The organism is Streptomyces olivaceus, assembly GCF_000721235.1.
Taxonomy (GTDB): domain Bacteria; phylum Actinomycetota; class Actinomycetes; order Streptomycetales; family Streptomycetaceae; genus Streptomyces; species Streptomyces olivaceus.
Map to the genome: position 1 here is coordinate 1 of NZ_JOFH01000050.1, position 24847 is coordinate 24847.

Genomic DNA, 24847 nt, shown 5'->3' on the forward strand with positions numbered 1-24847 from the left:
CGCTTTTCCCCCCCCACCCGATTGGCCGCCGGGTAAGGGAACGGTAAAACGCCCCCGCTCGTTCACCCGGCATGACAGCTATGACCCCCGGCTCGAACATCCCCCTCTCCGCCGCCCGCGTGACGGTGGACGTCGCCGCTCCCGTGCGGCTCGACGTATCGGGCCTGCTGCTCACCGCCGACGGCAAGGTGCGCTCCGACGACGACTTCATCTTCTACAACCAGCCCACCGGCCAGGGCGTGACCTACCGCTCGGGCGGCGGCACCGCTCCGGACGCGATCACGGTCGACACCGCCGCCGTACCCGCGGGCATCGAGAAGATCGTCGTCACCGCCAGCCCGGACGCCGCCGGCCAGTCCTTCCAGGGCGTGGAGCCGACGGCCACCATCCGCAACGCGGACGACAACTCCGTCCTCGCCACCTTCACGCCCCCGCAGCTCGGCGCCGAGACCGCCCTGGTGATCGTCGAGGTCTACCTGCGCAACGGCGCCTGGAAGGCCCGCGCGGTCGGCCAGGGCTACGCCAACGGCCTGGCCGGCATCGCGACGGACTTCGGCGTCACGGTGGAGGAGCCCGCACCGGCCGCGACCCCGGCCCCGGCGCAGGCGGCCACCCCGCCGCCGGCCGCGCCGCCCGCACCGGCCGCGCCGCCCGCGCCGCGTTCCGTCGCCCGGACGACGCCCGCCGCCCCGCCCGCGCCGCCGGCGGCACCGCCCGCCCCCGCCCCGGGCACCGGCAAGATCAACCTCGACAAGGGCCGGGTCAGCCTCCAGAAGAACCAGACCGTGTCCCTCGTCAAGGGCGGCCGGCCGGTGCTCTCCCAGGTCAAGATGGGCCTCGGCTGGGAGCCGGCGTACCGCGGCAAGGACATCGACCTGGACGCGTCGGTCATCGCCTACGGCCCGCAGCGCAACCACATCGACAGCTGCTACTTCGGCAAGCTCTCGATCCTGAACGGCGCGGTCAAGCACTCCGGCGACAACCTGACCGGCGAGGGCGGCGGTGACGACGAGGTGATCGTCGTCGACCTCGGCCGACTCCCGCAGGAGGTCAGCGGCCTGGTCTTCACGGTCAACTCCTTCTCCGGCCAGAAGTTCACGGAGGTCGCCAAGGCGTACTGCCGCCTCATCGACGCCGCGACCGGCGAGGAGCTGGTCCGCTTCGACCTCACCAGCGCCGAGGCGCAGACCGGCGTGATGATGGCCAAGCTGATCCGCCAGTACTCCGGCGAGTGGGACATGACGGCCATGGGCAACTTCGTCAAGTCCCGCACGGTGCGCGGCATGGTGAAGCCGTCGGCCCAGGCGCTGTAGCCGACCGGCCGGACACCGAAGGCGCCCCGCCCGGGCCTGGAGGGCGGGGCGCCTCCACGCACAGAGCCCCCCAGTCCCGAGTCCCCCGATCCCCGCCGGCCCGCTAGGCCCGCGTCAGTCCCTCCATGAGCAGCGACAGGTACCGCCGGACGGCCGTCCCGTCCGTCTCCCCGGCCGACTCGCACGCCGTCACGACCCCGTGCACCAGCCGGAGCACGTCGATCGGCGCGACGTCGCCCCGCACCGCCCCCGCCTCCTGCGCCGCGCGCACCAACCGCTCCGCCGCGCCGCGCACACAGTCGCCGCACGCCCGGTCCGCGCGATCCGCACGATCCGCACCGTCCGCGCGGCCCGCCACCGCTTCCGCCCCGGTGACGGCCGTGCCGAGGAGCGCCTTCAGCCCGCGCACCTGAAGCATGCCGACGGCGAGTTCGCCCAGCCACACGACGAGCGCCGCCCCCGGCGGGCGGGCGGCCGCGATCGTGTCGGCGCGGGCCGCGATCGCCTCGACGCTTTCGAGGTAGACGGCCTCCAGCAGCGCCTGCCGCGTCGGGAAGTGCCGGTACAGCGTGCCGGTCCCGACCTCCGCCCGCCGGGCGATGTCGTCCAGCGACGCGCCCGCACCGTGCTCGGCGAACACCCCGGCCGCCGCCCGCAGCAACCGCTCGCGATTGCGCCGGGCATCCGCTCGCATGGGCTTGACCTGCGCCATCACTCCCCCTGCCCCTCGGCACGTACGGCCCAGCCTACCGAGGCGCCCCGGGAAGCCCCTTCCGTTCATCTCCAGGACGCCCGGAAGACTCCTCCAATCCACCCGGGATTCTCATGGCGCCCTCATCTGCCGTTGGTTGCGTACTCCTGGCCGGTCGGTCGGCGACGTACGACGAAGGAGGCGCAGGGTGGTCCCCTCGCAGGGTGAGGAACCGTTGCATGTGGCGAGCCGCCTGCACGCGTTCAACCGGTTCGAGCTGAAGTACCTGGTCCCGGTGGAGCAGGCCGCGGCCATCGGGGACGAGCTGGCCGAGCGCATGGACCGGGACGCGCACAGCCCGGTCGGCGGGTACGGCGTGTGGAGCCTCTACTACGACACTCCCCGCCTGCGGTTCTACTGGGAGAAGATCGAGGGCCTGAAGTTCCGGCGCAAACTGCGCATCCGGCACTACGGCGGCCTCGACGGCGTCACCGACGACTCCCCGGTCTGCGTGGAGATCAAGCAGCGCGTCAACCGCGTCACCCAGAAGCGCCGGATCACCCTCCCCTACGGCACGGCCCGGCAGTTGTGCGACGGCAGGGAAGCCGTCGACCACTCGGAGCGGGAGGGCGCCTTCGTCCAGGAGGTGCTCGACCTCGTCGTACGGCTGGACCTGCGGGCCACCGCGATCACCGGCTACCAGCGCGAGGCACTGGTCGGACGGGGCTCCGACACCGGCCTGCGCGTCACCTTCGACCGGCGGGTGCGGGGCCGGGACCGGGACTTCCACTTCGGGACTCCCACGCCCGAGAACCGGTTCACCGTCCCGCCGCACATGTCGATCATGGAGATCAAGGTCAACGAGCGCACCCCGCACTGGATCACGGACCTGGCGGCGCGCCGCAACCTGAACCTGGTCCGGGTCTCCAAGTACGTGCAGTCCATCGAGGCGTTCGGACTCGCGCCCCGGTCCGTCTTCCATGTCAACGAGGCGGACTTCCCGCCGCCCACCCCATCAGAGGAACAGCCGCTGCGGAAGCGGCCGGCGCCCCACGCGCCGTTGAAAGCAGGAGCCAAGTGAACTTCGATCTCGATCTGCAGGAACTCAGCGGCACGTTCAGCGTGGCCGACGTCGTGGCGGCGATGGCGCTGTCGTTCGTCCTGTCCACACTGATCGGCTTCGTGTACCGGTACACGCACCGCAACGTCTCCTACAGCCAGTCCTACGTGCAGACCCTGGTGATCGTCGGCATGATCGTCGCGCTGATCATGCTGGTCGTCGGCTCCAACCTGGCGAGGGCGTTCTCCCTGGTCGGCGCCCTGTCCGTGGTCCGCTTCCGCAACGCGGTCAAGGAGACCAGGGACGTCGGCTTCATCTTCCTGGCGATGGCCATCGGCATGGCCTGCGGCGCCCGCTTCTACACGCTGGCGGCGGTCGGCGCCGTGGTGATCTGCGCGGTCGTCCTCATCATGTTCAAGTTCGACTGGTTCGCCCTCAACGTGCAGCGCCAGGTCGTCAAGGTGCAGGTGCCGGCCGGTGACGACTACACCCCGCAGATCCGCGACGTACTGATCAAGTACACCAGCGAGTTCGAGCTGGTCAGCACGGAGACGATCCGCGGCGGCGCGCTCAGCGAGGTGTTCTACACCGTCCGCCTGAAGAAGGGCGCCGAGCCCGGCGACCTCGTCAACGCCCTCCAGGAGCGTACGTCGGGACAGCGGGTCACCGTACTGACCGGCTACGACACCACCGACCTGTGATGGCGCCCGACCCGACGGCGCGACGCGCACGAAGGTTGCGGGACCGGCTGCCGGTACGGCTGCGCCACCACTGGAAACCGGCCGCCGCCCTCGGGGTGGGCCTCGCCTCGATGGTGTACTTCCTCGGCGACGCGCGGATCTCCCCGTACGTCACCTCCGCCTCGCGCGTCGAGGCGGACGCCGTCACCGAGGACGTCGGGGGGTCGGTGGGCCTCTACGACACGTCGGTCCCGCACTCGGTGCAACTCACGTACGACCAGACCGACTTCGACAAGATGATCAAGGAGTTCAAGGACGACGGCACGAAGGAGTACATCGAGGCGGACCTCACCATCGACGGCGTCTACCTGAACGACGTCGGCATCCGCCTCAAGGGCAACTCCACTCTGATGTCCCTGCGGGGCGGCAACCGCGGCATGCCTGGTGGCGGCCAGGACATGCCGGACGGCGCCCCGCAGGGCGCCCGCCGGGGCAACGCGGGCGGCGCCGCGGCAGGCGGCGCCAACGGCAACGGCAACGGCGACGGCGACGGCGACGGCGACGGCGACGGCGACGGGCAGGACGACAGGCAGGACGACGGCGGTGCCGCGGGCGGCGGAGGCGGTGCGGGCGGCGGTGCGGGCGGCCGTGCGGGCGGCGGGGGCATGGCGATGTACGACCTGTCCGAGAAGAAGCCCGAGGAACTGCCCTGGCTCATAAAGATCGACGAGTACGTCGAGGGCCGCGCCTACCAGGGCGAGCGGGAGATCTCGCTGCGTCCGGGCAGCAACGCCGAGGTGCCGCTCAACGAGGCGCTGTCCCTCTCGCTCACCGACGGAAGCGGCCAGAAGGCCGAGCGGTACGGCTTCACCTCCCTCACGGTGAACAACCGCCCGGCCGCCACCCGGCTGATGGTGGAGAACCCCGACACCGACTACGGCGAGGACATCGGCGACGGCGACGCGGTGCTGTACAAGGCCCGGGCCGGCAGCAGCTTCGACTACGTCGGCGACGACCCGACCGACTACGAGGAGTCCTTCAAGCAGCTCAACAAGAAGGGCAGCCAGGACCTCGAACCGGTCATGAAGCTCATCAAGTGGGTCAACGAGGCGTCGGACGAGGAGTTCGCCCGCGACCTCGGCACCTACGTGGACGTCGACTCCCTCGCCTCCTACGCCGCCTCGCAGAACCTGCTGCTGAACTTCGACGACATGGCCGGCCCGGGCAAGAACTACCTGCTCCGGTACGACCTGGGCACCAAGAAGTTCTCGGTGCTCGGCTGGGACTACAACCTCACCTTCAGCGGGGACGCGACCACGGGCCCGGACGACTCCGTCGGCATGGGCGGCGGAGCCGTCCGCCCCGGCGCGGACGGCGCACCGGGGCAGGACCAGGCACCCGGACAGGACCAGCGGGCAGGACAGGCCCAGCCGCCGGGGCAGTGGCCGGAACAAGAACAGAGGCCGGAGCAGGGGCCGGGGCCGGGAGGAGGACAAGGGCAGGAACAGGGCCAAGGTCAGGGCCAGGGCCAGGCGGCGGGACGCGGCGGCCTCATGTCCGGGCACGTCCTCAAGACGAGGTTCCTGGAGTCGGACGCCTTCGACGACGTCTACGAGAAGGCGTACCGGAAGCTGTACGAGGCGTTCTTCGGATCCGGCGCCGCCAACCGGACGCTGACGGACCTCGCCGACCAGGCCCGCGCCGCGGGCGCCGACTCCGAACAGTTGGACGCGGCCGTGGCCACCCTGCGCAAGACCGTCACCGAACGCGGCAAGGCCCTCGCCGCGAACGAGCAGGTGACCGGCTGACGGGTCCCGCACAGGCTGCCCGGCTAACATCGCGCCGCACCGTGGCCCCCGCCCGCCCGCGGGCCGGGGCCACGGCCCGCACCACCACCCCGCACCACCCCCGCACCACCGCCTCTCCCCGCCCGATACGCCCGAGGTGTCGCACCATGACCGAGCACCGCCCCCTCCCGCGGACGTCCGCCGGCGGGCACACCATCCTCGTCGTGGAGGACGACCCGAGCATCCGCGCGCTGCTCACCGCCGCGCTCACCGCCGCCGGCCACAGCGTCGTCACCGCGGCCTGCGGGCGGGAGGCGATGGCCGAGGCGGACGGCGGACGGCCGGACCTGATCGTCCTGGACGTGATGCTGCCCGACACGGACGGGTTCCTGCTCACCCGTGAACTCCGGGCGAGGGGCTGCTACACGCCGGTGCTCTTCCTCACCGCGCGGACCGACATCGAGGACCGCATCATCGGCCTCAGCTCGGGCGGCGACGACTACGTCACCAAGCCGTTCCACGTCCAGGAGGTCCTGCTGCGCATCAGGGCCATCCTGCGCCGCGGCACGCCTGCCGTGCCGTCCGCCGGGACGCGCGCCCCGCTGCGGTACGCGGACCTGACCCTGGACGAGGACGCCCACCGCGTCCGCCGCGCGGAGCGTGCGGTGAAGCTGTCGCCGACCGAGTTCCGTCTCCTGTCCTGCCTGCTGTCCCACCCGGAACGGGTCCTGGACAAGCGGGAGATCCTGCGCCAGGTCTGGCAGTACGACTTCTCCGGCGACACCCGCATCGTCGACACGTACGTGAAGAGCCTGCGCCGCAAGATCGACCAGGTGCCGCCCGCGCTGATCCACACCGTGCGCGGGGTGGGCTACTGCCTGCGGCTCCCGCCCGAGGAGGCGGGGGCGGGGGCGGGGGCACCGTGAGCCGTCCGGGCCGGCTGCGTCCGCGCTCGCTGCGCAGCCGCCTCGTGCTGATCGCCGGGCTCCTGGCCACCGGTGCGGTCGCCCTCTGCCAGCTCGCCGGCCTGGTGGTCCTGCGGTCCTGGCTGACCGACCAGGTCGACGAACGGCTCGCCGGGTTCCGGCCGCCTCCCGGGATGTACGAGGACCTGGCCGACGGCAGCCTCAGCCACCGGGCCCCCGACGTCCTGCCCTCCGACTACCGCGTCTTCTTCTACAGCCCGCGGGGCGACCTGCTCAAGGACGCGCTCGGGCGCACCAGCCCCGCCGGACCGGCCCTGCCCGACCGGGCGGCCGACCTGGAGCTGTCCGACGGCCGGCCCGCCACGGTGCCGGCCGACGGCGGCGACGGCGCCGACTGGCGGGTGCTCGCGAGTTCGGGGCCCGGACAGGTGCGGTCGGTGGTGGCGCTGCCGCTCGACACCGTGGACGGCGCGACGGCCAAGCTGCTCTGGTTCGGTGTCGGACTCGGCACGCTGGCCGCGGGCGGCGTGGTGCTGCTGGGCAACGCCGCCGTCCGCCTCGGCCTGCGTCCGCTCACCCGGGTGGAGCGCACCGCCGAGCACATCACCGCGGGCGACCTGGAGCTGAACGTGCCGGTGGCCGACGCCGACACGGAGGTGGGGCGCCTGGGTCTGGCGCTCAACACGATGCTCGACCGGCTCCGCAGCGCCCTGCGCCGGGCCGAGGACTCGGAGCGGCGCATGCGGCGGTTCATGGCGGACGCGGGTCACGAACTGCGGACTCCGCTCACGGCGATCCAGGGTTTCGCCGAACTGCTCGTCGACCAGCCCGGGATGACCGGCGGGCGGCGCCGGGAGGCGCACAGCCGGATCGTGCACAACGCCGACCGCATGAGCCGCCTGGTCGACGACCTCTTCCTGCTCGCCAAGCTCGGTCACGCGCCCGTGCGCCGCCGCGAGCGCGTCGACCTGCTCTCCCTGTGCGCGGACGCCATCGCCGGCACCGCCGTACGCCACCCGGACCGGCACATCGGGCTCCAGCCGCTCGGCGGCCCCGGGACCGGTGCGGACTCCGGCACCGGTCCCGATCACGGTCCCGGTCCCGATCACGATCACGAAGAAGACGACGGGGGGCAGGACCTCGACGTCGTCGAGGCGCTCGGCGACGGCCACCAGCTCGCCCAGATCCTGGGCAACCTCCTGTCCAACGCGTGTGCGCACACCCCGGCCGGCAGCCGGGTCGTCGTCCAGGTGGGCGCCGCCCGGGCCGGCGGGGAGACCGGCGGCACGGACCGGCCCGGCCGGGTCGGCGCGGGGCGGCCGATGCCGTACGGGGCCACCGTGTGCGTGGTCGAGGTCGCCGACGACGGGCCGGGCATCGCCCCGGACGACGCGCGGCACGTCTTCAGCCGCTTCTACCGGGCCGGGCCGCGCGACCCGGACCGCGCGGCCGGCTCGGGTCTCGGGCTCGCCATCGCCTCCGCCATCGCCGAGGCGCACGACGGACGCCTGGAGCTGGACGGACGCCCCGGCGGCGGCTGCGTCTTCCGCCTCCTGCTGCCGGCCGTCGGTTAGCGTTCCCGGCGCTGGCGCTTCCAGGGCCCGGTGATCGCCAGCATGATGCCGGGCGTCTGGATGTTGGCGTACAGGGTCCGGCCGTCGGGCGAGAAGGTGACGCCGGTGAACTCGCTGTACTCGGGGTCGTCCTCGGTCCCGATGTTCAGCTCGTTGCGGGCGATGGGGTAGGTGCGCCCGCTGTCGGTGGCGCCGAAGAGGTGCTGGACGCCCTCGCCGTCCTCGGCGATGACCAGGCCGCCGTACGGGGAGACGGTGATGTTGTCGGGGCCGTCGAAGGCGCCGTCCTCGTCGGGGGCGGCGTTGACGCCGAGCAGGACCTTCAGGGTCAGGGTGCGGCGCCCCGGGTCGTAGAACCAGACCTGGCCGTCGTGCGGGCGGCCGGGGCTCTCGTCACGGGCGTAGGAGGAGACGATGTAGGTGCCGCCGTCCGCCCACCACATGCCCTCCAGCTTGCGGGCGCGGGTGACCTCGCCGTCGGCGAACTGCTTGCGCACGGAGGTGGTCTTCGCGTCGCGGTCGGGGACGTCCACCCAGTCGACGCCGTAGACCGTGCCGGTCTTCGTCGCGCGGGAGAGGTCGTCGACGAACCTCCCGCCGGAGTCGAAGCACTTGAACGCCTGGAGGACGCCGGCGTCCTCGGCGAGGGCGCGCAGCCGGCCGCGGCCGTGCCGGAAGCGCTCCGGCGGACTCCAGCGGTAGAGCAGGCCGTTGGGTCCGGAGGCGTCCTCGGTGAGGTAGAGGTGGCCGCGTTTGGGGTCGACGACGACGGCCTCGTGGGCGTAGCGGCCGAGCGCCTTGACGGGCTGGGGGTCCCGGTTGGCGCGGCGGTCCTCGGGGTCGACCTCGAAGACGTAGCCGTGGTCCTTGGTCATGCCGTTGGAGCCGGCCTTGTCCTCGGTCTCCTCGCAGGTCAGCCAGGTGCCCCACGGGGTGCTGCCGCCCGCGCAGTTGGTGGCGGTGCCGGCGATGCCGACCCACTCGGCGACGTGTCCGCCGCGGCGGACCTCGACGACGGTGCAGCCGCCGGCGGCGGCGGGGTCGTAGACGAGTCCCTCGGTGAGCGGCACCGGGTGCGGCCAGTCGTCGCGGGGGCCGCCCAGCTCGTGGTTGTTGACGAGGAGGGTGGTGCCGCGGGGCCCGTCGAAGGTAACGGTTCCGTCGTGGTTGGACGGGGTGTACTCGCCGGACTCCAGCCTGGTCCGCCCGGAGTAGGTGATGACCTCGTAGCTGAAGCGGGCGGGCAGGGCGAGGATGCCGTCCGGGTCGGGGATCAGCGGTCCGTAGCCGATGCCGCCGTGGTCGTGGCCATGACCGTGGCCGTGTTCCTCCCCCACGCCCTCGGTGTCCGTGGACGCGAGGGCGTTCGGGGCGGTGGCGAGGGCGCCGACACTGCCCGCCAGTGCGACTCCGGCGCCGGTGAGCGCCGTTCGGCCGGCGAAGTCCCTGCGGGTGAGCGACATGGTGTCTCCTGTGACGGTGGGCGAGCCGTGGAGGGTGGCGTACCTCGGTCCGGCGTCACGGTTCCGCCCGCGTCTGAACGGGAGACACGCCCATGCCTGAACGGGACCTGAACGGGCGGCGACCTCTACCCGCGCCGATGCCCGTTACCGGCCCCTCGCCCCGCCCCCGCCCGCCCGCGCCGCCCCGCCCCGTCAGCCGCCGTGCTGGGAGCGGGCCTTGAAGGCCGCCTTGCGGGCCTCCTTGGCGATCTTCTTGTCGGGGTGCAGCCGCCCCATCGCCTCCAGGACGTCCGGGGTCGCCGGGTGGCCGACGCGCCAGGCGGTGTCGAAGAAGCCGCCGTGCTGCTGGGCCAGGCCCTCCACCAGGGCCTGCAGCTCCTCGGAGTTGCCCTCGGCGGCGAGCTGCGCGGCGACGGTGTCGATGGTCAGCCAGAAGACCATCTCCTGCGGTGGCGGCGGCACGTCCCGGGCGCCGTGCTCCGTGAGCCACACCCGGGCCAGACCGCCCAGCTCGGCGTCGTCGAGGACCTCCCGCAGCGCGGGCTCGGCCTCGGCGCCGACGAGGGAGAGCGCCTGCTGGCAGCGGAGCCGGCGCAGCGGCGCGCCGGGGTCGGAACCGCGGGCCGCCGCCAGCAGTTCGCGGGCGGCGCCGAGCGGGCCGCGCCCGGCCAGCCACAGCTCGGTCTCGGCGTGGGCCGCGCCCGGCGGGAAGGGGGCGGTGCCGTCGAGGAGCGCGTCGGCGCCCTTGTCGGCGAGGTCGCCGACGGCGGGGGCCTCGAACCCGGCGTCCAGGAGCCGGGCGCGCAGTCCGTACAGTCCCAGCGGGGTGAGCCGCACCATGCCGTAGCGGGCGACGTCGGCCTCGTCGACGGGCGCCGCGGGCTCCTCGTCGGCGTCGGCCATCAGCGCCTCGTCGACCGGCTGGTACGCGACGAGCCCGACCGGTTCGAGCAGCCGGAACTGGTCGTCCAGGCGCATCATGGCGTCCGAGACCTGTTCGAGCACCTCGTTGCTGGGCTCGCCCATGTCGCCGGGCACGATGACGGAGGCGGCCAGGGCGGGCAGCGGCACCGGGGCGTCGCCGGGGCTCTCCTCGCCGACGGTGAGCAGGTACAGGTTGCCGAGCACACCGTCGAGGAACTCGGCCTCGGCCTCGGGGTCCCAGTCGAGGGAGGAGAGGTCGGCCTCGCCGCCCTCGGCCATCGCGTCGACCAGGTCGTCGAGGTCGGGCACGCTCGCGTCGGCGAGCACCGCCTCCAGGGCGGTGAGCCAGATGCCGAGCACGTCCTGCGGGGAACCGCCGGTGAGCAGGGCGAGGTCCGCACCCGCGGCGACGGTGCCCGCCTCCTCGTCGGTGATGTCGACGAGCCCGGTGTCCACGGCGATCCGCCAGGCCTCGCTCGCGTACGCGGCGGCGTCGTCCCCGCTCAGCCCGAGGTGCTCGGCCGCGGCGGGCAGCTGCTCCTCGACGAGTCCGCCCCCGGCGTCGACACGGGTGTCGGGACCCGCCCAGCGGGCCAGCCCCGCGGCCCTGGCGAGCACCGGCGCCGTCAGCGCGTCGCGGGCCAGCTCCGCTTCGGGGCGCAGCCGCGCGGGCGGCAGGGTGGAGCTGTCTGACATCGGTGTGTTTCTCCTCGCGCGCCTCGACCGCCGTACGGCCATCCGGACGCCGTACCGCTCAACGACTCAGCCTAGACATGTTTCCGCCCATGCCGCCCGGTTCATCTCCCTGTCGAGTGGCGTACATGGCCGAAACCTTGACAACGGGCTCGGCCGGGCAGGAGATTGACGCGCGTAGAAAGCGAGTGGAGAAACAGCGAGCAGAAGCGCGAGGGCCCCGCCCTCGTCCCGGCATCACGTCACGCCCCCCGGAGGGATCCCGTTGGCCAGCAGGTCCGCCACGCGCCTCGCCGCGCTCACCGTCGCCGCCGTCTGCTCGGCGGCGTCCACCCTCGTCCTCACCGCGCCCGCGCACGCCGGCCCCGACCCGGCCGGCCCGGTGCGGATCCACGACATCCAGGGCAGCACCCGTCTGTCGCCGTACGCGGGCAGGCAGGTCACGGACGTGGCCGGAATCGTCATCGGCGTCCGCGGCCACGGCGGTTCGAAGGGCTTCTGGATCCAGGACCCGCGGCCGGACGCCGACCCGGCCACCAGCGAAGGCGTCTTCGTCTTCACCGACGCGGTCCCGGAGGTCGCCGTCGGTGACGCGGTCACCGTGTCGGGCACGGTCTCGGAGTACGTCCCCGGCGGCACCTCCTCGGGCAACCAGTCGATCACCGAGATCACCCGGCCGACGGTCGCCGTCGTCTCCGGCGGCAACCCCGTCCCGGCCGCGACGACCGTCTCCGCCCGCTCGGTGCCGCGCGCGTACGCCCCCGAGGGCGACGGGACGGCGAACGGGTCGGTCGACGGCCTGCGGCTGAGGCCGGGTGCGTACGCCCTCGACCACTACGAGTCCCTGGAGGGCATGAACGTCCGGGTCTCCGACGCCCGCGTGGTCGGCGCCTCGGACCCGTACACCGAGCTGTGGGTCACGGTGAAGCCCTGGGAGAACGCCAACCGCCGCGGCGGCACGGTCTACGGTTCCTACGACGACCAGAACACCGGCCGCCTGCAGATCCAGTCCCTGGGCACGCCGGCCGGCTTCCCCGCCGCCGACGTGGGCGACACCCTGTCCGGCACCACCGCCGGTCCGCTGGACTACAGCCAGTACGGCGGCTACACGCTGGTCGCGAACGAGATCGGTGCCCTGGAGAGCGGCGGCACGCGGCGCGAGTCGACGCGCCCGCAGAGCGCCCGCGAGCTGGCGGTGGCGACGTACAACGTCGAGAACCTCGACCCGTCCGACGGCACGTTCGCGGCGCACGCCGACGCGATCGTGCACCACCTGAAGTCGCCCGACATCGTGTCGCTGGAGGAGATCCAGGACAACAACGGCGCCACGGACGACGGCACCGTGGCGGCCGACGCGACGGTCGGCAGGCTGATCGACGCGATCGTCGCGGCCGGCGGCCCGCGCTACGACTGGCGGGGCATCGACCCGGTGGACAAGGCGGACGGCGGCGAGCCCGGGGGCAACATCCGCCAGGCGTTCCTGTTCAACCCCGAGCGGGTCTCCTTCACCGACCGCGCGGGCGGCGACGCGACCACGGCGACCGGGGTGCGCAGGGTCCGCGGCGGGGCGGCGCTGACCCTCTCCCCCGGCCGGGTCGACCCGGCGAACCCGGCCTGGGAGGACAGCCGTAAGCCGCTGGCGGGCGAGTTCGTCTTCCGCGGCCGGACGGTCTTCGTGATCGCCAACCACTTCAACTCCAAGGGCGGCGACCAGGGTCTGGCGGGGCGGTACCAGCCGCCGTCGCGCAGCTCGGAGACCCAGCGCCACGCCCAGGCGGAGGTGGTGAACACCTTCGCCAAGGAGATCCTCTCCGCCCAAGGGGACGCGGACGTCGTCGCCCTCGGCGACATCAACGACTTCGAGTTCTCGCGGACGGCCCGCATTCTGGAGGACGGCGGGGCGCTGTGGTCGGCGGTCAAGTCGCTGCCGAGGAGCGAGCGCTACTCGTACGTCTACCAGGGCAACAGCCAGGTCCTGGACCAGATCCTGGTCAGCCCGTCGGTCCGCCGCAGCGGGCACCTGTCCTACGACAGCGTGCACGTCAACGCCGAGTTCCACGACCAGATCAGCGACCACGACCCGCAGGTGCTGCGGTTCCGGCCGTAGCGGCGGGCCGCCGGGCGGGTCGGAGTGTCCGTGTGCCCGGCGGGCCCGGCGGTCAGTCGGGGACGAGGCCCAGCGCGTGGTCGTAGCGGCTGACGGTGCTGCTCTTCAGCCCCGGCCAGTTCCGCACCCGCTCCCACTGGGCCGTCGCCGAGCCGACCCCGTCACCGGGTGCGGCGAGGGCGTCGAGGTGGGCCTGTGCGCTCTCCCACTCGGCGTAGTTGAGGACGCGGGTGCCGTCGGTGCCGAGGTGGAAGTGGGCACCGATACCGCCGGGGTGCGGCGCCGGCTCGCTCTCCAGGGCCTCGAAGACGGCGTCCACCCAGGCGCGCTGCCGGTCGGGGCCGGGGCCCTCGAACTCGACGTCGACGATCACCACGCAGCCCGGCGTGACGGCCGCGCCGGCCTCGCGGGCCCCGCTGCGGTAGCGCCGGTACCTGCCGAGGCCGAGCCGCTCGATGCCCGGCACGGCGGTGTCGATCTCGTCGACGCGCTCCTGCCGGTGCGTCTTGACGAACGCCTCGTACGCCTGCTCGCTCACCCACTGGGAGTGGTGCAGCAGGGTGCTGCCGTCGTGCCCGGTGTAGACGTGGTAGCCGCGCAGCCCCTCGGCGGGCCAGGGCCGGCGCTCCCAGGTGCGCGCGATCGCGTCGACGGTCAGCCGCTGCCGCTCGGGGGTGCCGACGCGCCAGGTGCTGAAGAAGGGCGCCAGGACGTCGGGGCGGGTGAGATCGGGGTGGTCGTGGGTACGGCGGGTCATGCCGGCCTCCGCTGGGGTCGGTGATCGTCGGGTGCGCACACCACCTTCCGACCTCGACCAAGCTTGAGGTCAAGCCCGCCCGGGCACCGGCACGGCGAACGCGGCGCGGCAGCGGGCTCGCCCGGAGCCCACTGCCGCGCCGCACCGTACTCGCGCCCCCGCCGGAACCCGTCCGTCCTCAGCGGCGCCCGTGCCGGCGGCGCCGCACGAGCCCCGCCGCGACCACCGCGCCGACCGTCACGCCGGCGACCAGGACGGTGCGCGACCGCCCGAGCCCCGCCCGGACCGCGCCGCGCCTCCGCTCCCGGGGCGGGTGCCACTCGGTGGCCCCGCGGCTCCCGGCCGTACCGGCCGTCCGGTCCTCCACCGGCTGCCCGCCCCTGCCCGCCCTGCTCTGCACGGCGTGCCCGGCGTGTGCGGCGGAGCTGCGCAGCTGCACGGTCATGGCGCCGGCCTTGTCCTTCAGGTCGGCGGCGCGGACCTTGGCACGGCCCTTCACGTCCGCCTTCCCCGCCAGTTCCTCCACGGTGTCGCCGAGCTGCCCGCGGGTCTGCTCGATCTGCCGGCGCAGCTCGTCGGGCCCCTTGGCCCCTTCGACGGGCTGCGCGGTGGAGCGGCTGCCCGCGCCGTTCCGGCTCGTCGCGTCGGTCATCGATGCGCCCTTTCCCTGATCTGGTCCACGTCGGCCCTGACACTGCCGAGGGTCTCCTCGGGCTTGGGCGGTACGGCCCGGCGGAGCTGGGCGCGGCCGGTCACGGCCAGTACGGCGGCGATCAGGAAGAGCGCCGCCGTCACGATGAGTGCCGCGGCCCAGACGGGCAGTACCAGCGAGAGCGCGGCGGCGGCCGTCCCGGCCAGCGCGAAGAGGCCGACGTAGGCGATGGCGCCCGCGGCGCCGAGCATCCCGCCGCCGCGCCCGGCGCGCTTGCCCTTCTCCGCCAGTTCCATCTTGGCGAGGGCCACTTCCTGGCGCACGAGCCTGGAGAGCTGCTCGGTGGCCTGCCCGACGAGTTCGCCCACGGAGTGGTTCTCGTCGTGCACCGGCCTGGTGTGCATGGTTCCGGTCACGGTGTTCCGCCTCCTCCCGGTTCGGAGCACCCCGGGTACCCAGCCCCCTCGGTTCCAGGCGTAGCCGTAGCCGAGCAGCGGGGTGTGCTCCAGCACCTGCTCCGCCGTGACACGGGCCGCCTCCCTGAGACGCCGACCGCCCTCCCCGCGGCGGGCAGGGAGGGCGGTCGGCGGGCGCCGGCTCAGTTGTGGCTGTGCAGGATGTCGTTCAGGCCGGACCAGACCGCGTTGTTCGGGCGGGCCTCGACCGTGCCCGTGACCGAGTTGCGGCGGAAGAGGATGTTGTCGGCGCCGGAGAGTTCGCGGGCCTTGACGACCTGGCCGTCGGGCATCGTGACGCGGGTGCCCGCGGTGACGTAGAGGCCGGCCTCGACCACGCACTCGTCGCCCAGCGCGATGCCGACGCCCGCCTCGGCGCCGACCAGGCAGCGCTCACCGATGGTGATGCGGACGTTGCCGCCGCCGGAGAGGGTGCCCATGGTGGAGGCGCCGCCGCCGATGTCGGAGCCGTCGCCGACGACGACGCCCGCGGAGATGCGGCCCTCGACCATCGAGGTGCCCAGCGTGCCGGCGTTGAAGTTGACGAAGCCCTCGTGCATGACCGTGGTGCCCGCGGAGAGGTGGGCGCCGAGCCGGACACGGTCGGCGTCGGCGATGCGGACGCCCTTGGGGGCGACGTAGTCCGTCATGCGGGGGAACTTGTCGACCGACGTCACCTGGAGGTGCAGGCCCTCGGCACGGGCGTTCAGGCGGACCTTCTCGATGTCGTCGACGGCGACCGGGCCGAGCGAGGTCCAGGCGACGTTGGCGAGGTGGGCGAAGATGCCGTCCAGGCTCAGGCCGTGCGGCTGGACCAGTCGGTGCGAGAGCAGGTGCAGGCGCAGGTAGACGTCGTGCGTGTCGACCGGCTTCTCGTCCAGCGAGGAGATGACCGTGCGGACCGCGACCACCTCGACGCCGCGCCGGGCGTCCGGACCGACCGCCGCGGTCGCGCCGCCGCCGAGGAGTTCGGCGGCCTGTTCGGCGGTGAGGCGCTCGGTGCCGGACGGGCCGGGCCCCTCGGCAGTCGCGGTGGACAGTTCGGGGGCCGGGAACCAGGTGTCGAGGACGGTGCCGTCGGCGGCGATCGTGGCGAGGCCGGCGGCCACGGCGCCGATGGTGCGGGGAGCAGTCGTGTCGGTCATGAGGGCAACCTAACCGGCCGTCGGCGGTGGAAGCGAGCCGGGACCGCGGCCGTCCCGGGTGCCGGGCGCGGGGAGCAGCCGGGTCAGCACCTCGCGCGCGTACGCCTCGTCGTACGGGGTGTCCGTCAGCAGGACCTGGAGGCAGATGCCGTCCAGTACGGCGACCAGGGCGCGGGCCGTCACGGGGTCGGTGCGGGCGGCGAGCAGGGCGCCCACGCCCTCGGCCCACTCCGCGGCGACGGGGCGCAGGGCGGGCCGGCGCAGGGCGGCGAGGTACAGCTCGTACTCCAGCTCCACGCCGGTGCGGTCGCCACCCAGCCAGGCGCCGAGGACGCGGGCGAGTTCGCCGGGCAGGTCGGACTCGGGGTCGGACAGGGCGGGGTGGGCGGCGACGACCCGGGCGAAGCCCTCGTTGGCCTGGCGCAGGGCGGCGACCATGAGGTCGTCGAGGGTCGTGAAGTGGTACGTCGTCGAGCCGAGCGGCACGTCCGCCTCGGCGGCGACGCTGCGGTGGCTGAGACCGGCGATGCCCGCCCGTGCGACGACCCGGATCGCCGCGTCGATGATGCGCTGGCGGCGTTCCGGGTCGTGGCGGCGGGGCATCAGTGGGCTCCGCCGAGGTTGAGGACGACGACGCCGACGATGATCAGCGCGATGCCGGCGGCCTTGGTGAGGGTCATCCCCTCGCCCATGAAGGCCACGCCGATGGTGGCGATGGCGGCGGTGCCCACTCCGGCCCAGATGGCGTACGCGGTGCCGACGGCGAGCACCTTCAGGGTCTGGGCGAGCAGCGCGAAGGAGAGGACGTACGCGAGGGCCGTCAGCAGGGACGGCACCAGCCTGCTGAATCCCTCGCTGTACTTCATGGCGGTGGTGCCGGCGACCTCGGCGGCGATGGCTCCGGCCAGGAGCAGATATCCCATGTGTACGAGCGTACATAACGGGGGCGGGCGCGGTCACGCGAACGGAAACGGCGACACCCGGGGGTGTCGCCGTTCACCGAAGCGGTGCTGCTGCCGTCTCAGACGTTGAACCCGAGCGCGCGCAGCTGCTCGCGGCCGTCGTCCGTGATCTTGTCCGGGCCCCACGGCGGCATCCAGACCCAGTTGATGCGCAGCTCGTTGACGATGCCGTCCGTGGCGGACTTGGCCTGGTCCTCGATCACGTCGGTCAGCGGACACGCCGCCGACGTCAGGGTCATGTCGATGGTGGCGATGTTCGCCTCATCGACGTGGATGCCGTAGATCAGGCCGAGGTTGACGACGTCGATGCCCAGCTCGGGGTCCACGACGTCCATCAGGGCCTCGCGGAGTTCCTCCTCCGAAGCCGGCTTCATTTCCAGGGTCTCGCTCATGCCGTCGTCTCCTTCTCGGCGTCGGCGCCGTCCAGTGCCTGGGCCGTCGCGTCCTTCCAGGCCATCCAGCTCAGCAGGGCGCACTTGACCCGGGCCGGGTACTTCGAGACCCCGGCGAACGCGACCGCGTCCTCCAGGACCTCCTCCATCGCGTCGTCGGGCTCGATCCTGCCCTTGGACTGCATCAGCTCCAGGAAGGTCTCCTGGATCCGCTGCGCCTCGGCGAGATCCTTGCCGACCAGCAGGTCGTTCAGCACGGAGGCGCTGGCCTGGCTGATGGAGCAGCCCTGACCCTCGTAGCTGACGTCGCTGATCGTCTTGCCGTCGTACTTCACGCGGAGCGTGATCTCGTCCCCGCAGGTGGGGTTGACGTGGTGGACCTCGGCGTCGCCATCCCGCAAGCCCCGCCCGTGCGGGTTCTTGTAGTGGTCCAGGATGACTTCCTGGTACATGGAGTCCAGCTTCATGCGATCGCTCGTCCGTCCTGTCAGCCGAAGAAGTTCCGTACGTGCTCCAGGCCGTCGACCAGCGCGTCGATCTCGGCCGGCGTGGAGTACAGATAGAACGACGCTCGCGTGGTCGCAGGAATTCCGTAGCGCAGGCAGACGGGGCGGGCGCAGTGGTGTCCGACCCGGACCGCGATGCCCTGCTCGTCGAGGACCTGGCCCACGTCGTGCGGGTGGATGTCGCCGAGCGTGAAGGAGATCGCGGCACCGCGCTCCTCGGCCGTGGTGGGGCCGATGATCCGCAAGTCGGGGACCTCCAGCAGGCGCTTGACCGCGTACTCGGTCAGCGCGTGCTCGTGCGCCAGGATCCTGTCCATGCCGATCGAGTTCAGGTAGTCGATCGCGGCACCCAGGCCGACCGCCCCCGCGATGGGGGGCGTGCCCGCCTCGAACTTGTGCGGGGCGGGAGCGTAGGTGGAGGAGTGCATCGAGACGGTCTCGATCATCTCGCCGCCGCCGAGGAACGGCGGGAGGTCCTCCAGCAGCTCCTGGCGCCCCCAGAGCACGCCGATGCCGGTCGGGCCGCACATCTTGTGACCGGTGAAGGCCACGAAGTCGGCCTGGAGGGCCTGGACGTCCAGCGGCATGTGCGGGGCGGCCTGGGAAGCGTCGATGCAGACCAGCGCCCCGACCTCCTGGGCGCGGCGCACGATCGCCTCGACCGGGTTCTGGGTGCCCAGGATGTTGGAGACCAGGACGAAGGAGACGATCTTCGTCTTCTCGGTGATGACCTCGTCGATGTTGGACAGGTCGAGGCGTCCGTCGTCCGTGAGGCCGAACCAGCGGAGCTTCGCGCCGGTGCGCTGCGCGAGCAGCTGCCACGGCACGATGTTGGAGTGGTGCTCCATCTCCGTGATGACGATCTCGGTCTCGTGGTCCACGCGGTAGGGGTCGTCGGCCCAGCCCAGCATGTTCGCGACCAGGTTGAGGGACTCCGAGGCGTTCTTGGTGAAGATCACCTCGTCGCGCGAGGGCGCGTTGATGAACTCCGCGACCTTGTCGCGCGCTCCCTCGTACAGCGCCGTGGCCTCCTCGGCGAGGACGTGCACGCCACGGTGGACGTTGGCGTTGTGACGCTCGTAGTACTCGCTGAGCGCGTCCAGCACCTGCCGCGGCTTCTGGCTGGTCGCCGCGTTGTCCAGGTACACGAGCTTGTGCCCGTCGTGGACCTGGCGGTCCAGGATCGGGAAGTCCTTGCGGATCGCCTCAGTGTCGAGGAGGCCCGGCAGCTGTGTCACTCGGATGCGCCGCCCTTCGTGTATGCCTCGTAGCCCTCGGCCTCGAGCTTGTCGGCCAGCTCGGCGCCGCCGGACTCGGCGATGCGGCCGTTGGCGAAGACGTGCACGTGGTCGGGCTTGATGTAGCGCAGGATGCGCGTGTAGTGCGTGATCAGCAGGGTGCCGACCTCGCCGGTCTCACGGACCCGGTTGACGCCCTCGGAGACGACGCGCAGGGCGTCGACGTCCAGGCCGGAGTCGGTCTCGTCGAGGATCGCGACCTTCGGCTTGAGCAGCTCCAGCTGGAGGATCTCGTGGCGCTTCTTCTCACCGCCGGAGAAGCCCTCGTTGACGTTGCGCTCGGCGAAGGCGGGGTCCATGTTGAGGCGCTCCATGGCCTCCTTGACCTCCTTGACCCAGTGCCGCAGCTTGGGGGCCTCGCCGCGGACGGCGGTGGCGGAGGTGCGCAGGAAGTTGGAGACGGAGACGCCGGGGACCTCGACCGGGTACTGCATGGCGAGGAAGAGTCCGGCGCGGGCGCGCTCGTCGACGGACATCTCCAGGACGTCCTCGCCGTCGAGGGTGACGGTGCCGCCGGTGATCGTGTACTTGGGGTGACCCGCGAGCGAGTAGGCGAGGGTCGACTTGCCGGAGCCGTTGGGGCCCATGATGGCGTGCGTCTCGCCCTGCTTCACGGTGAGGTCGACGCCCTTGAGGATCTCCTTCGTGGCGTTGTCGGCCTCGACGGTGACGTGCAGGTCTCGGATTTCAAGCGTTGCCATGGGTGCCTCAGGACTCCTGGGTGAGGGAGACGAGCACGTCGTCCCCTTCGATCTTTACGGGGTAAACGGGGACGGGGCGCGTCGCCGGAAGACTGTCGGGCTTGCCGGAGCGGAGGTCGAAGCGCGAGCCGTGCAGCCAGCACTCGATGTGGCAGTCGTCGACCTCGCCCTCGGCCAGCGAGACGTTCGCGTGCGAGCAGATGTCGTTGATCGCGAAGACCTCGCCCTCGGTCCGCACAACGGAGACCGGCGTGCCGTCGAGTTCCACCCGCTTCGGGGTGTCCTCCTCCAGCTCGCCCGCTCCACAGACGCGTACGAAGGTCATGCGACCGACGCCTCCAGCTCTTCGCCGATCTTGGCGAGGAGGCGCTCCTCGATGTCCGCGACGCCGATCTGCTGGACCAGCTCGGCGAAGAAGCCGTGGACCACCAGGCGGCGGGCGTCCAGCTCGGGGATGCCGCGCGCCATCAGGTAGAAGAGCTGCTCGTCGTCGAAGCGGCCGGTGGCGGAGGCGTGGCCGGCGCCGACGATCTCGCCGGTCTCGATCTCCAGGTTCGGCACCGAGTCGACCCGCGCGCCGTCCGTGAGGACGAGGTTGCGGTTCATCTCGTAGGTGTCGGTGCCCTCGGCGGCGGCCTCGATGAGCACGTCGCCGATCCAGACCGCGTGTGCGTCGTCGCCCTGCAGCGCGCCCTTGTAGACGACGTTCGACTTGCAGTGCGGGACGTTGTGGTCGACCAGGAGGCGGTGCTCCTGGTGCTGGCCCCGGTCGGTGAAGTACAGGCCGAACAGCTCGGCCTCGCCGCCGGGACCGGCGTACGCCACGCGCGGGTGCAGCCGGACCAGGTCGCCGCCGAAGGTGACGACGAACGACTTGAAGGTGGCGTCGCGGCCGACGAGCGCGTTGTGCTGGCCGACGTGGACCGCCTTGTCGTCCCAGTCCTGGACGGAGACGACGGTCAGCTTGGCGCCGTCGCCCAGGACGTAGTCGACGCCTGCGGCGAGCACCGCGTCGCCGGTGTGGTCGATGACGACCACGGCCTCGGCGAAGGCGCCCAGTTCGATCACCTGGTGGGCGTAGGCGGTGCCGCCCTCGCCGTGCACGGCGATCCGGATCGGCTCGGTGAGCACCGTCTCCTTGGGGACGGTGAGCACGCCGGCCTGCTCGAAGGACGAGTAGGCCTGGGCGGCGACCCGGTCCACCGGGGCGGCCCTGCCGACGCGCGCGTCGTCGCGGCCGACGGTCTCGACGACGACGCCCTCGGGGGCGTCGATGTCGACCTTCACTCCGCCGTCGGTGGCGACGGCGGTGCCGTCGTGCAGCCCGCGCAGCCGCTCCAGCGGGGTGAACCGCCACTCCTCCTCGCGGCCGTGCGGGACCGGGAAGTCCGCCACGTCGAAGGACGCGGGCGCGCTCATGCGCGTGGCGACGGTCGACTCGGCGGCCACCGCGATCTGGCCCGCGGTGGTGGAGCCCACGGGGATGTTCTGAGCCTCAGCCATGGCTGTCGGTCTGCTCTCTTCCTGCGTTCCTGGATCTGGTGACTGCTGCGGGACGGGGGTCAGCCGACCGCGCCCTCCATCTGCAGCTCGATCAGCCGGTTGAGCTCGAGGGCGTACTCCATGGGCAGCTCCTTGGCGATCGGCTCGACGAAGCCTCGCACGATCATCGCCATCGCCTCGAACTCGCTCAGACCGCGGCTCATCAGGTAGAAGAGCTGGTCCTCGGAGACCTTGGAGACGGTCGCCTCGTGGCCCATGGACACGTCGTCCTCGCGGACGTCGACGTAGGGGTACGTGTCGGAGCGGGAGATGGTGTCGACGAGCAGCGCGTCGCACAGCACGTTCGACTTGGAGCCGTGGGCGCCCTCGCCGATCTCGACGAGGCCGCGGTAGGAGGTGCGGCCGCCGGCGCGCGCCACCGACTTCGACACGATGTTGGAGGAGGTGTTCGGCGCCATGTGGACCATCTTGGAGCCGGCGTCCTGGTGCTGGCCCTCGCCCGCGAAGGCGATCGACAGGGTCTCGCCCTTGGCGTGCTCGCCCATCAGGTAGACGGCCGGGTACTTCATCGTCACCTTGGAGCCGATGTTGCCGTCGATCCACTCCATGGTCGCGCCCTCGTACGCCACGGCGCGCTTGGTGACCAGGTTGTAGACGTTGTTCGACCAGTTCTGGATGGTCGTGTAGCGGCAGCGGGCGTTCTTCTTGACGATGATCTCGACGACCGCGGAGTGCAGCGAGTCCGACTTGTAGATCGGCGCGGTGCAGCCCTCGACGTAGTGCACGTAGGCACCCTCGTCGACGATGATCAGGGTCCGCTCGAACTGGCCCATGTTCTCCGTGTTGATACGGAAGTAGGCCTGGAGCGGGATCTCGACGTGCACGCCCTTCGGCACGTAGATGAAGGAGCCGCCGGACCACACGGCGCTGTTCAGCGACGCGAACTTGTTGTCACCGACGGGGATGACGGTGCCGAAGTACTCCTTGAAGAGCTCGGGGTGCTCCTTCAGGGCCGTGTCGGTGTCCAGGAAGATGACGCCCTGCTCCTCCAGGTCCTCGCGGATCTGGTGGTAGACGACCTCCGACTCGTACTGCGCGGCGACACCGGCGACGAGGCGCTGCTTCTCCGCCTCGGGGATGCCGAGCTTGTCGTAGGTGTTCTTGATGTCCTCGGGCAGGTCCTCCCAGGACTCCGCCTGCTTCTCCGTGGAGCGCACGAAGTACTTGATGTTGTCGAAGTCGATCCCCGACAGGTCCGAGCCCCAGTTCGGCATCGGCTTCTTCTCGAAGAGGCGCAGGCCCTTGAGGCGGAGCTTGGTCATCCACTCCGGCTCGTTCTTCTTCGCGGAGATGTCGCGGACGACGTCCTCGTTGATGCCGCGCTTGGCAGAGGCGCCGGCCGTGTCGGAGTCGGCCCAGCCGTACTCGTACTTGCCCAGGCCCTCGAGCTCGGGGTGAGCAGTCTCCGTGGGGAGAGTCATGCGGGGTTCCTCCCGGCCGTGCTTGCAGATGCGTTGTCGGTCTTGGACGCGCGCGCCGCGGGCGGCGCGTGCGAAGTCTTTGGAATGAACGTGGTGCAGACGCCGTCGCCGTGCGCGATGGTCGCGAGCCGCTGTACGTGCGTACCGAGCAGCTCGGCGAAAAATTCCGTCTCCGCCTCGCACAGCTGCGGAAACTGCTCCGCGACGTGGGCGACCGGGCAGTGGTGCTGGCACAGCTGCTCGCCCTGCTGGGGGTGGGGCGCGCTCCGCGCGGCAGCAGCGTACCCGTCCTTGCTCAGGGCCTTGGCCAGCGCTTCCGCGCGCTTCTCGGCGGGGACGGACTCCACGGCCTTGCGGTACGCGCCCGACTGGGCGGCGATCCTGGCGCGGGCGAAGGCGGCGATCGCCTGCTCCCCGCCCTCCTGCTCGGCGATCCAGCGCAGGGCGTCGGCGGCCAGCTTGTCGTACGACTGGTCGAAGGCGTCCCGGCCGCAGTCGGTGAGCGCGAAGACCTTGGCGGGCCGCCCGCGCGTGCGCGCGCCGTAGACCCGCTGCTCGCGGGCCTCGACCACGTCGTCGGCGACCAAAGCGTCGAGGTGGCGCCGGACGGCGGCCTGGGTCAGACCCAGGCGTCCGGCGAGCTCGGCGACGGTCGACGGCCCGTGGTCCAGGATGGAGCGCGCGACGCGGTTGCGGGTCGACCGCTCACCGGTCGCGAGTTCCTCCTGCGGAGCCTCGCCAACGTTTTTCACAACGCCATTGTTGCGTAATTCCTCGGGACCGGGCAAGCCGCGCCGCGATCACCGGACGGTGCCCTGCGTCACTTAGGTATACCTAACGTGACCTGCGGAAACGATCTTTGATCGATCAGCCGCCGATCAGCCGCCCGATCGGCGCCCGGCCCACCGCGGGGCAGTCCACTGGCGTCCGCACCCGCCTTCCGGAACACTCCCCCGCATGCCCACACCCCCTCCGACCGGCCCGCTCGTCACCCGCGGCACGCTCGCCGCCGGGCTGCGCGAACTGGGCGTGCAGACCGGCGACACCCTCCTCGTGCACTCCTCCCTCAGCGCACTCGGCTGGGTCTGCGGAGGGCCCGTCGCGGTCGTGCAGGCACTGCTCGACGTCCTCGGTCCCGGCGGCACCCTGGTGGTGCCGACCCAGACCGGCGACCTCTCCGACCCGGCCCTGTGGAGCAGCCCGCCGGTGCCCGAGGAGTGGTGGGACACGATCCGCGCGGCGACGCCCGCCTACGACCCGCTGATCACGCCCTCGCGCGGCGTCGGGGTGGTCGCGGAGACGGTGCGCACCTGGCCCGGCGCCCGGCGCAGCGCCCATCCGCAGACGTCCTTCGCGGCCCTCGGCGCCCGGGCCGCCGAGGTGGTCGCGGGTCACGCGGCGAACTGCCGGCTCGGCGAGCGGAGCCCCCTGGCCACGCTGGAACGGCTCGACGCCCGGGTCCTGCTGCTCGGCGCGGGCTACGACTCGTGCACGGCCTTCCATCTCGCCGAGTACCGGATCCCCTCGCCGCTGGTGGAGGTGGGGCGCCCGGGGCCGGTGGGGTGGGAGCGGGTGACCGAGGTGTCGATCACGTCGGAGCGCTTCGACGAACTGGGCCACGACTTCGAACGGGACCGTCCCGTCGTACGCGGCACGGCCGGGGCGGCCGAGGCACGCCTCTTCCCGCTCCCGGACGCGGTCGCCTACGCGGAACGCTGGCTGCCCCTGCACCGCCCGCGGGAGTGACTGGCCGCCCCTACGTCGGCCCGCCCGCGGG

The 24847-nt window shown here is 72.1% G+C and carries 25 protein-coding genes; 8 read left to right on the forward strand and 17 right to left on the reverse strand.

The genetic code is table 11. The annotated features are described in order from the left end of the window. Window positions 1–80: 80 nt before the first annotated feature. Window positions 81–1313, forward strand: a complete 1233-nt coding sequence (locus IG94_RS0134765) for a TerD family protein (protein ID WP_031046895.1) — start codon at window positions 81–83, stop codon at window positions 1311–1313. A 103-nt stretch (window positions 1314–1416) separates the two neighbouring features. Here the strand turns inward: IG94_RS0134765 and IG94_RS0134770 are convergent, their stop codons facing one another. Next, window positions 1417–2025, reverse strand: a complete 609-nt coding sequence (locus IG94_RS0134770) for a TetR/AcrR family transcriptional regulator (protein WP_031046898.1) — start codon at window positions 2023–2025, stop codon at window positions 1417–1419. 187 nt (window positions 2026–2212) lie between these two features. On the opposite strand from IG94_RS0134770, the gene IG94_RS0134775 reads away from it, so the two are divergent. The 5 genes from IG94_RS0134775 (at window position 2213) to IG94_RS0134795 (ending at window position 8031) form a co-directional block, all read left to right on the forward strand. Further along, window positions 2213–3085, forward strand: a complete 873-nt coding sequence (locus IG94_RS0134775; protein ID WP_078892541.1) for a polyphosphate polymerase domain-containing protein — start codon at window positions 2213–2215, stop codon at window positions 3083–3085. Further along, window positions 3082–3765 (forward strand): DUF4956 domain-containing protein, encoded by a 684-nt coding sequence (locus IG94_RS0134780; RefSeq protein WP_031046903.1) that lies wholly within the window; start codon window positions 3082–3084, stop codon window positions 3763–3765. Before IG94_RS0134775 ends, IG94_RS0134780 begins: the two co-directional genes overlap by 4 nt. Continuing rightward, the gene (locus IG94_RS0134785; protein ID WP_031046905.1) at window positions 3765–5552 is read left to right on the forward strand and encodes a CotH kinase family protein; all 1788 of its coding nucleotides are present in this window, start codon (window positions 3765–3767) and stop codon (window positions 5550–5552) included. The genes IG94_RS0134780 and IG94_RS0134785 overlap by 1 nt, the downstream gene beginning before the upstream one ends. 146 nt (window positions 5553–5698) lie before the next feature. After that, entirely contained in the window at window positions 5699–6457 is a 759-nt protein-coding gene (locus IG94_RS0134790) for a response regulator transcription factor (protein ID WP_031046907.1), read from the forward strand. Next, a complete protein-coding gene (locus tag IG94_RS0134795) occupies window positions 6454–8031 on the forward strand; it encodes a HAMP domain-containing sensor histidine kinase (RefSeq protein WP_031046910.1) in 1578 nt (525 codons plus the stop codon). The genes IG94_RS0134790 and IG94_RS0134795 overlap by 4 nt, the downstream gene beginning before the upstream one ends. Here IG94_RS0134795 and IG94_RS0134800 read toward each other — a convergent pair. Both IG94_RS0134800 and IG94_RS0134805 read right to left on the reverse strand, forming a co-directional pair. Continuing rightward, window positions 8028–9494: an alkaline phosphatase PhoX gene (locus tag IG94_RS0134800; protein WP_031046913.1), complete on the reverse strand. Its 1467-nt coding sequence runs from the start codon at window positions 9492–9494 to the stop codon at window positions 8028–8030. The two genes, IG94_RS0134795 and IG94_RS0134800, sit on opposite strands and share 4 nt — an antisense overlap. Window positions 9495–9686: 192 nt before the next feature. After that, window positions 9687–11114, reverse strand: a complete 1428-nt coding sequence (locus IG94_RS0134805) for a hypothetical protein (protein WP_031046916.1) — start codon at window positions 11112–11114, stop codon at window positions 9687–9689. A gap of 262 nt (window positions 11115–11376) precedes the next feature. Here IG94_RS0134805 and IG94_RS0134810 point away from each other — a divergent pair, with 262 nt between their 5' ends. Next, the gene (locus IG94_RS0134810; RefSeq protein ID WP_031046919.1) at window positions 11377–13218 is read left to right on the forward strand and encodes an endonuclease/exonuclease/phosphatase family protein; all 1842 of its coding nucleotides are present in this window, start codon (window positions 11377–11379) and stop codon (window positions 13216–13218) included. 52 nt (window positions 13219–13270) lie between these two features. Here the strand turns inward: IG94_RS0134810 and IG94_RS0134815 are convergent, their stop codons facing one another. The 14 genes from IG94_RS0134815 to IG94_RS0134880 form a co-directional block, all read right to left on the reverse strand. Continuing rightward, a complete protein-coding gene (locus IG94_RS0134815; RefSeq protein WP_031046922.1) occupies window positions 13271–13975 on the reverse strand; it encodes an antibiotic biosynthesis monooxygenase in 705 nt (234 codons plus the stop codon). Window positions 13976–14153: 178 nt separating this feature from the next. Beyond that, window positions 14154–14627 (reverse strand): DUF3618 domain-containing protein, encoded by a 474-nt coding sequence (locus tag IG94_RS0134820; protein WP_031046925.1) that lies wholly within the window; start codon window positions 14625–14627, stop codon window positions 14154–14156. After that, window positions 14624–15043 carry a phage holin family protein gene (locus IG94_RS0134825; protein WP_031046928.1) on the reverse strand — a complete coding sequence of 140 codons (420 nt, stop codon included), beginning with the start codon at window positions 15041–15043 and terminating at the stop codon, window positions 14624–14626. The genes IG94_RS0134820 and IG94_RS0134825 overlap by 4 nt, the downstream gene beginning before the upstream one ends. A 182-nt stretch (window positions 15044–15225) precedes the next feature. Beyond that, a complete protein-coding gene (gene dapD / locus IG94_RS0134830) occupies window positions 15226–16227 on the reverse strand; it encodes a 2,3,4,5-tetrahydropyridine-2,6-dicarboxylate N-succinyltransferase (RefSeq protein WP_031046931.1) in 1002 nt (333 codons plus the stop codon). A 9-nt stretch (window positions 16228–16236) separates the two neighbouring features. After that, entirely contained in the window at window positions 16237–16830 is a 594-nt protein-coding gene (locus IG94_RS0134835; RefSeq protein WP_031046933.1) for a TetR/AcrR family transcriptional regulator, read from the reverse strand. Next, entirely contained in the window at window positions 16830–17150 is a 321-nt protein-coding gene (locus tag IG94_RS0134840; protein WP_031046936.1) for a DMT family transporter, read from the reverse strand. Before IG94_RS0134840 ends, IG94_RS0134835 begins: the two co-directional genes overlap by 1 nt. 98 nt (window positions 17151–17248) lie before the next feature. Beyond that, a complete protein-coding gene (locus IG94_RS0134845; protein ID WP_031046940.1) occupies window positions 17249–17581 on the reverse strand; it encodes a metal-sulfur cluster assembly factor in 333 nt (110 codons plus the stop codon). Then, the gene (gene sufU / locus IG94_RS0134850; protein WP_031046942.1) at window positions 17578–18048 is read right to left on the reverse strand and encodes a Fe-S cluster assembly sulfur transfer protein SufU; all 471 of its coding nucleotides are present in this window, start codon (window positions 18046–18048) and stop codon (window positions 17578–17580) included. The genes IG94_RS0134845 and sufU overlap by 4 nt, the downstream gene beginning before the upstream one ends. A 20-nt stretch (window positions 18049–18068) precedes the next feature. Continuing rightward, window positions 18069–19325 carry a cysteine desulfurase gene (locus IG94_RS0134855; RefSeq protein WP_031046945.1) on the reverse strand — a complete coding sequence of 419 codons (1257 nt, stop codon included), beginning with the start codon at window positions 19323–19325 and terminating at the stop codon, window positions 18069–18071. After that, window positions 19322–20086, reverse strand: a complete 765-nt coding sequence (gene sufC, locus IG94_RS0134860) for a Fe-S cluster assembly ATPase SufC (RefSeq protein ID WP_031046948.1) — start codon at window positions 20084–20086, stop codon at window positions 19322–19324. The genes IG94_RS0134855 and sufC overlap by 4 nt, the downstream gene beginning before the upstream one ends. Window positions 20087–20093: 7 nt before the next feature. After that, entirely contained in the window at window positions 20094–20411 is a 318-nt protein-coding gene (locus IG94_RS0134865; protein ID WP_031046951.1) for a non-heme iron oxygenase ferredoxin subunit, read from the reverse strand. After that, on the reverse strand, window positions 20408–21589 hold the full coding sequence (sufD, locus tag IG94_RS0134870) for a Fe-S cluster assembly protein SufD (RefSeq protein WP_031046953.1): 1182 nt from the start codon (window positions 21587–21589) through the stop codon (window positions 20408–20410). Before sufD ends, IG94_RS0134865 begins: the two co-directional genes overlap by 4 nt. A gap of 59 nt (window positions 21590–21648) precedes the next feature. Continuing rightward, window positions 21649–23070, reverse strand: coding sequence for a Fe-S cluster assembly protein SufB (gene sufB / locus IG94_RS0134875; protein ID WP_031046956.1), 1422 nt, complete (start codon window positions 23068–23070; stop codon window positions 21649–21651). Beyond that, window positions 23067–23822, reverse strand: coding sequence for a helix-turn-helix transcriptional regulator (locus IG94_RS0134880; protein WP_031046957.1), 756 nt, complete (start codon window positions 23820–23822; stop codon window positions 23067–23069). The genes sufB and IG94_RS0134880 overlap by 4 nt, the downstream gene beginning before the upstream one ends. Window positions 23823–24027: 205 nt before the next feature. Here IG94_RS0134880 and IG94_RS0134885 point away from each other — a divergent pair, with 205 nt between their 5' ends. Next, window positions 24028–24816, forward strand: coding sequence for an AAC(3) family N-acetyltransferase (locus IG94_RS0134885; protein ID WP_031046958.1), 789 nt, complete (start codon window positions 24028–24030; stop codon window positions 24814–24816). The last annotated feature ends 31 nt before the right edge of the window (window positions 24817–24847 follow it).

Coding starts and splice junctions, on each gene's coding strand:
- IG94_RS0134765 (WP_031046895.1), top strand. CDS start 81: ATGACCCCCGGCTCGAACATCCCCCTCTCCGCCGCCCGCGTGACGGTG.
- IG94_RS0134770 (WP_031046898.1), bottom strand. CDS start 2,025: ATGGCGCAGGTCAAGCCCATGCGAGCGGATGCCCGGCGCAATCGCGAG.
- IG94_RS0134785 (WP_031046905.1), top strand. CDS start 3,765: ATGGCGCCCGACCCGACGGCGCGACGCGCACGAAGGTTGCGGGACCGG.
- IG94_RS0134790 (WP_031046907.1), top strand. CDS start 5,699: ATGACCGAGCACCGCCCCCTCCCGCGGACGTCCGCCGGCGGGCACACC.
- IG94_RS0134800 (WP_031046913.1), bottom strand. CDS start 9,494: ATGTCGCTCACCCGCAGGGACTTCGCCGGCCGAACGGCGCTCACCGGC.
- IG94_RS0134805 (WP_031046916.1), bottom strand. CDS start 11,114: ATGTCAGACAGCTCCACCCTGCCGCCCGCGCGGCTGCGCCCCGAAGCG.
- IG94_RS0134815 (WP_031046922.1), bottom strand. CDS start 13,975: ATGACCCGCCGTACCCACGACCACCCCGATCTCACCCGCCCCGACGTC.
- IG94_RS0134820 (WP_031046925.1), bottom strand. CDS start 14,627: ATGACCGACGCGACGAGCCGGAACGGCGCGGGCAGCCGCTCCACCGCG.
- dapD (WP_031046931.1), bottom strand. CDS start 16,227: ATGACCGACACGACTGCTCCCCGCACCATCGGCGCCGTGGCCGCCGGC.
- IG94_RS0134835 (WP_031046933.1), bottom strand. CDS start 16,830: ATGCCCCGCCGCCACGACCCGGAACGCCGCCAGCGCATCATCGACGCG.
- IG94_RS0134840 (WP_031046936.1), bottom strand. CDS start 17,150: ATGGGATATCTGCTCCTGGCCGGAGCCATCGCCGCCGAGGTCGCCGGC.
- IG94_RS0134845 (WP_031046940.1), bottom strand. CDS start 17,581: ATGAGCGAGACCCTGGAAATGAAGCCGGCTTCGGAGGAGGAACTCCGC.
- sufU (WP_031046942.1), bottom strand. CDS start 18,048: ATGAAGCTGGACTCCATGTACCAGGAAGTCATCCTGGACCACTACAAG.
- sufC (WP_031046948.1), bottom strand. CDS start 20,086: ATGGCAACGCTTGAAATCCGAGACCTGCACGTCACCGTCGAGGCCGAC.
- IG94_RS0134865 (WP_031046951.1), bottom strand. CDS start 20,411: ATGACCTTCGTACGCGTCTGTGGAGCGGGCGAGCTGGAGGAGGACACC.
- sufD (WP_031046953.1), bottom strand. CDS start 21,589: ATGGCTGAGGCTCAGAACATCCCCGTGGGCTCCACCACCGCGGGCCAG.
- sufB (WP_031046956.1), bottom strand. CDS start 23,070: ATGACTCTCCCCACGGAGACTGCTCACCCCGAGCTCGAGGGCCTGGGC.
- IG94_RS0134885 (WP_031046958.1), top strand. CDS start 24,028: ATGCCCACACCCCCTCCGACCGGCCCGCTCGTCACCCGCGGCACGCTC.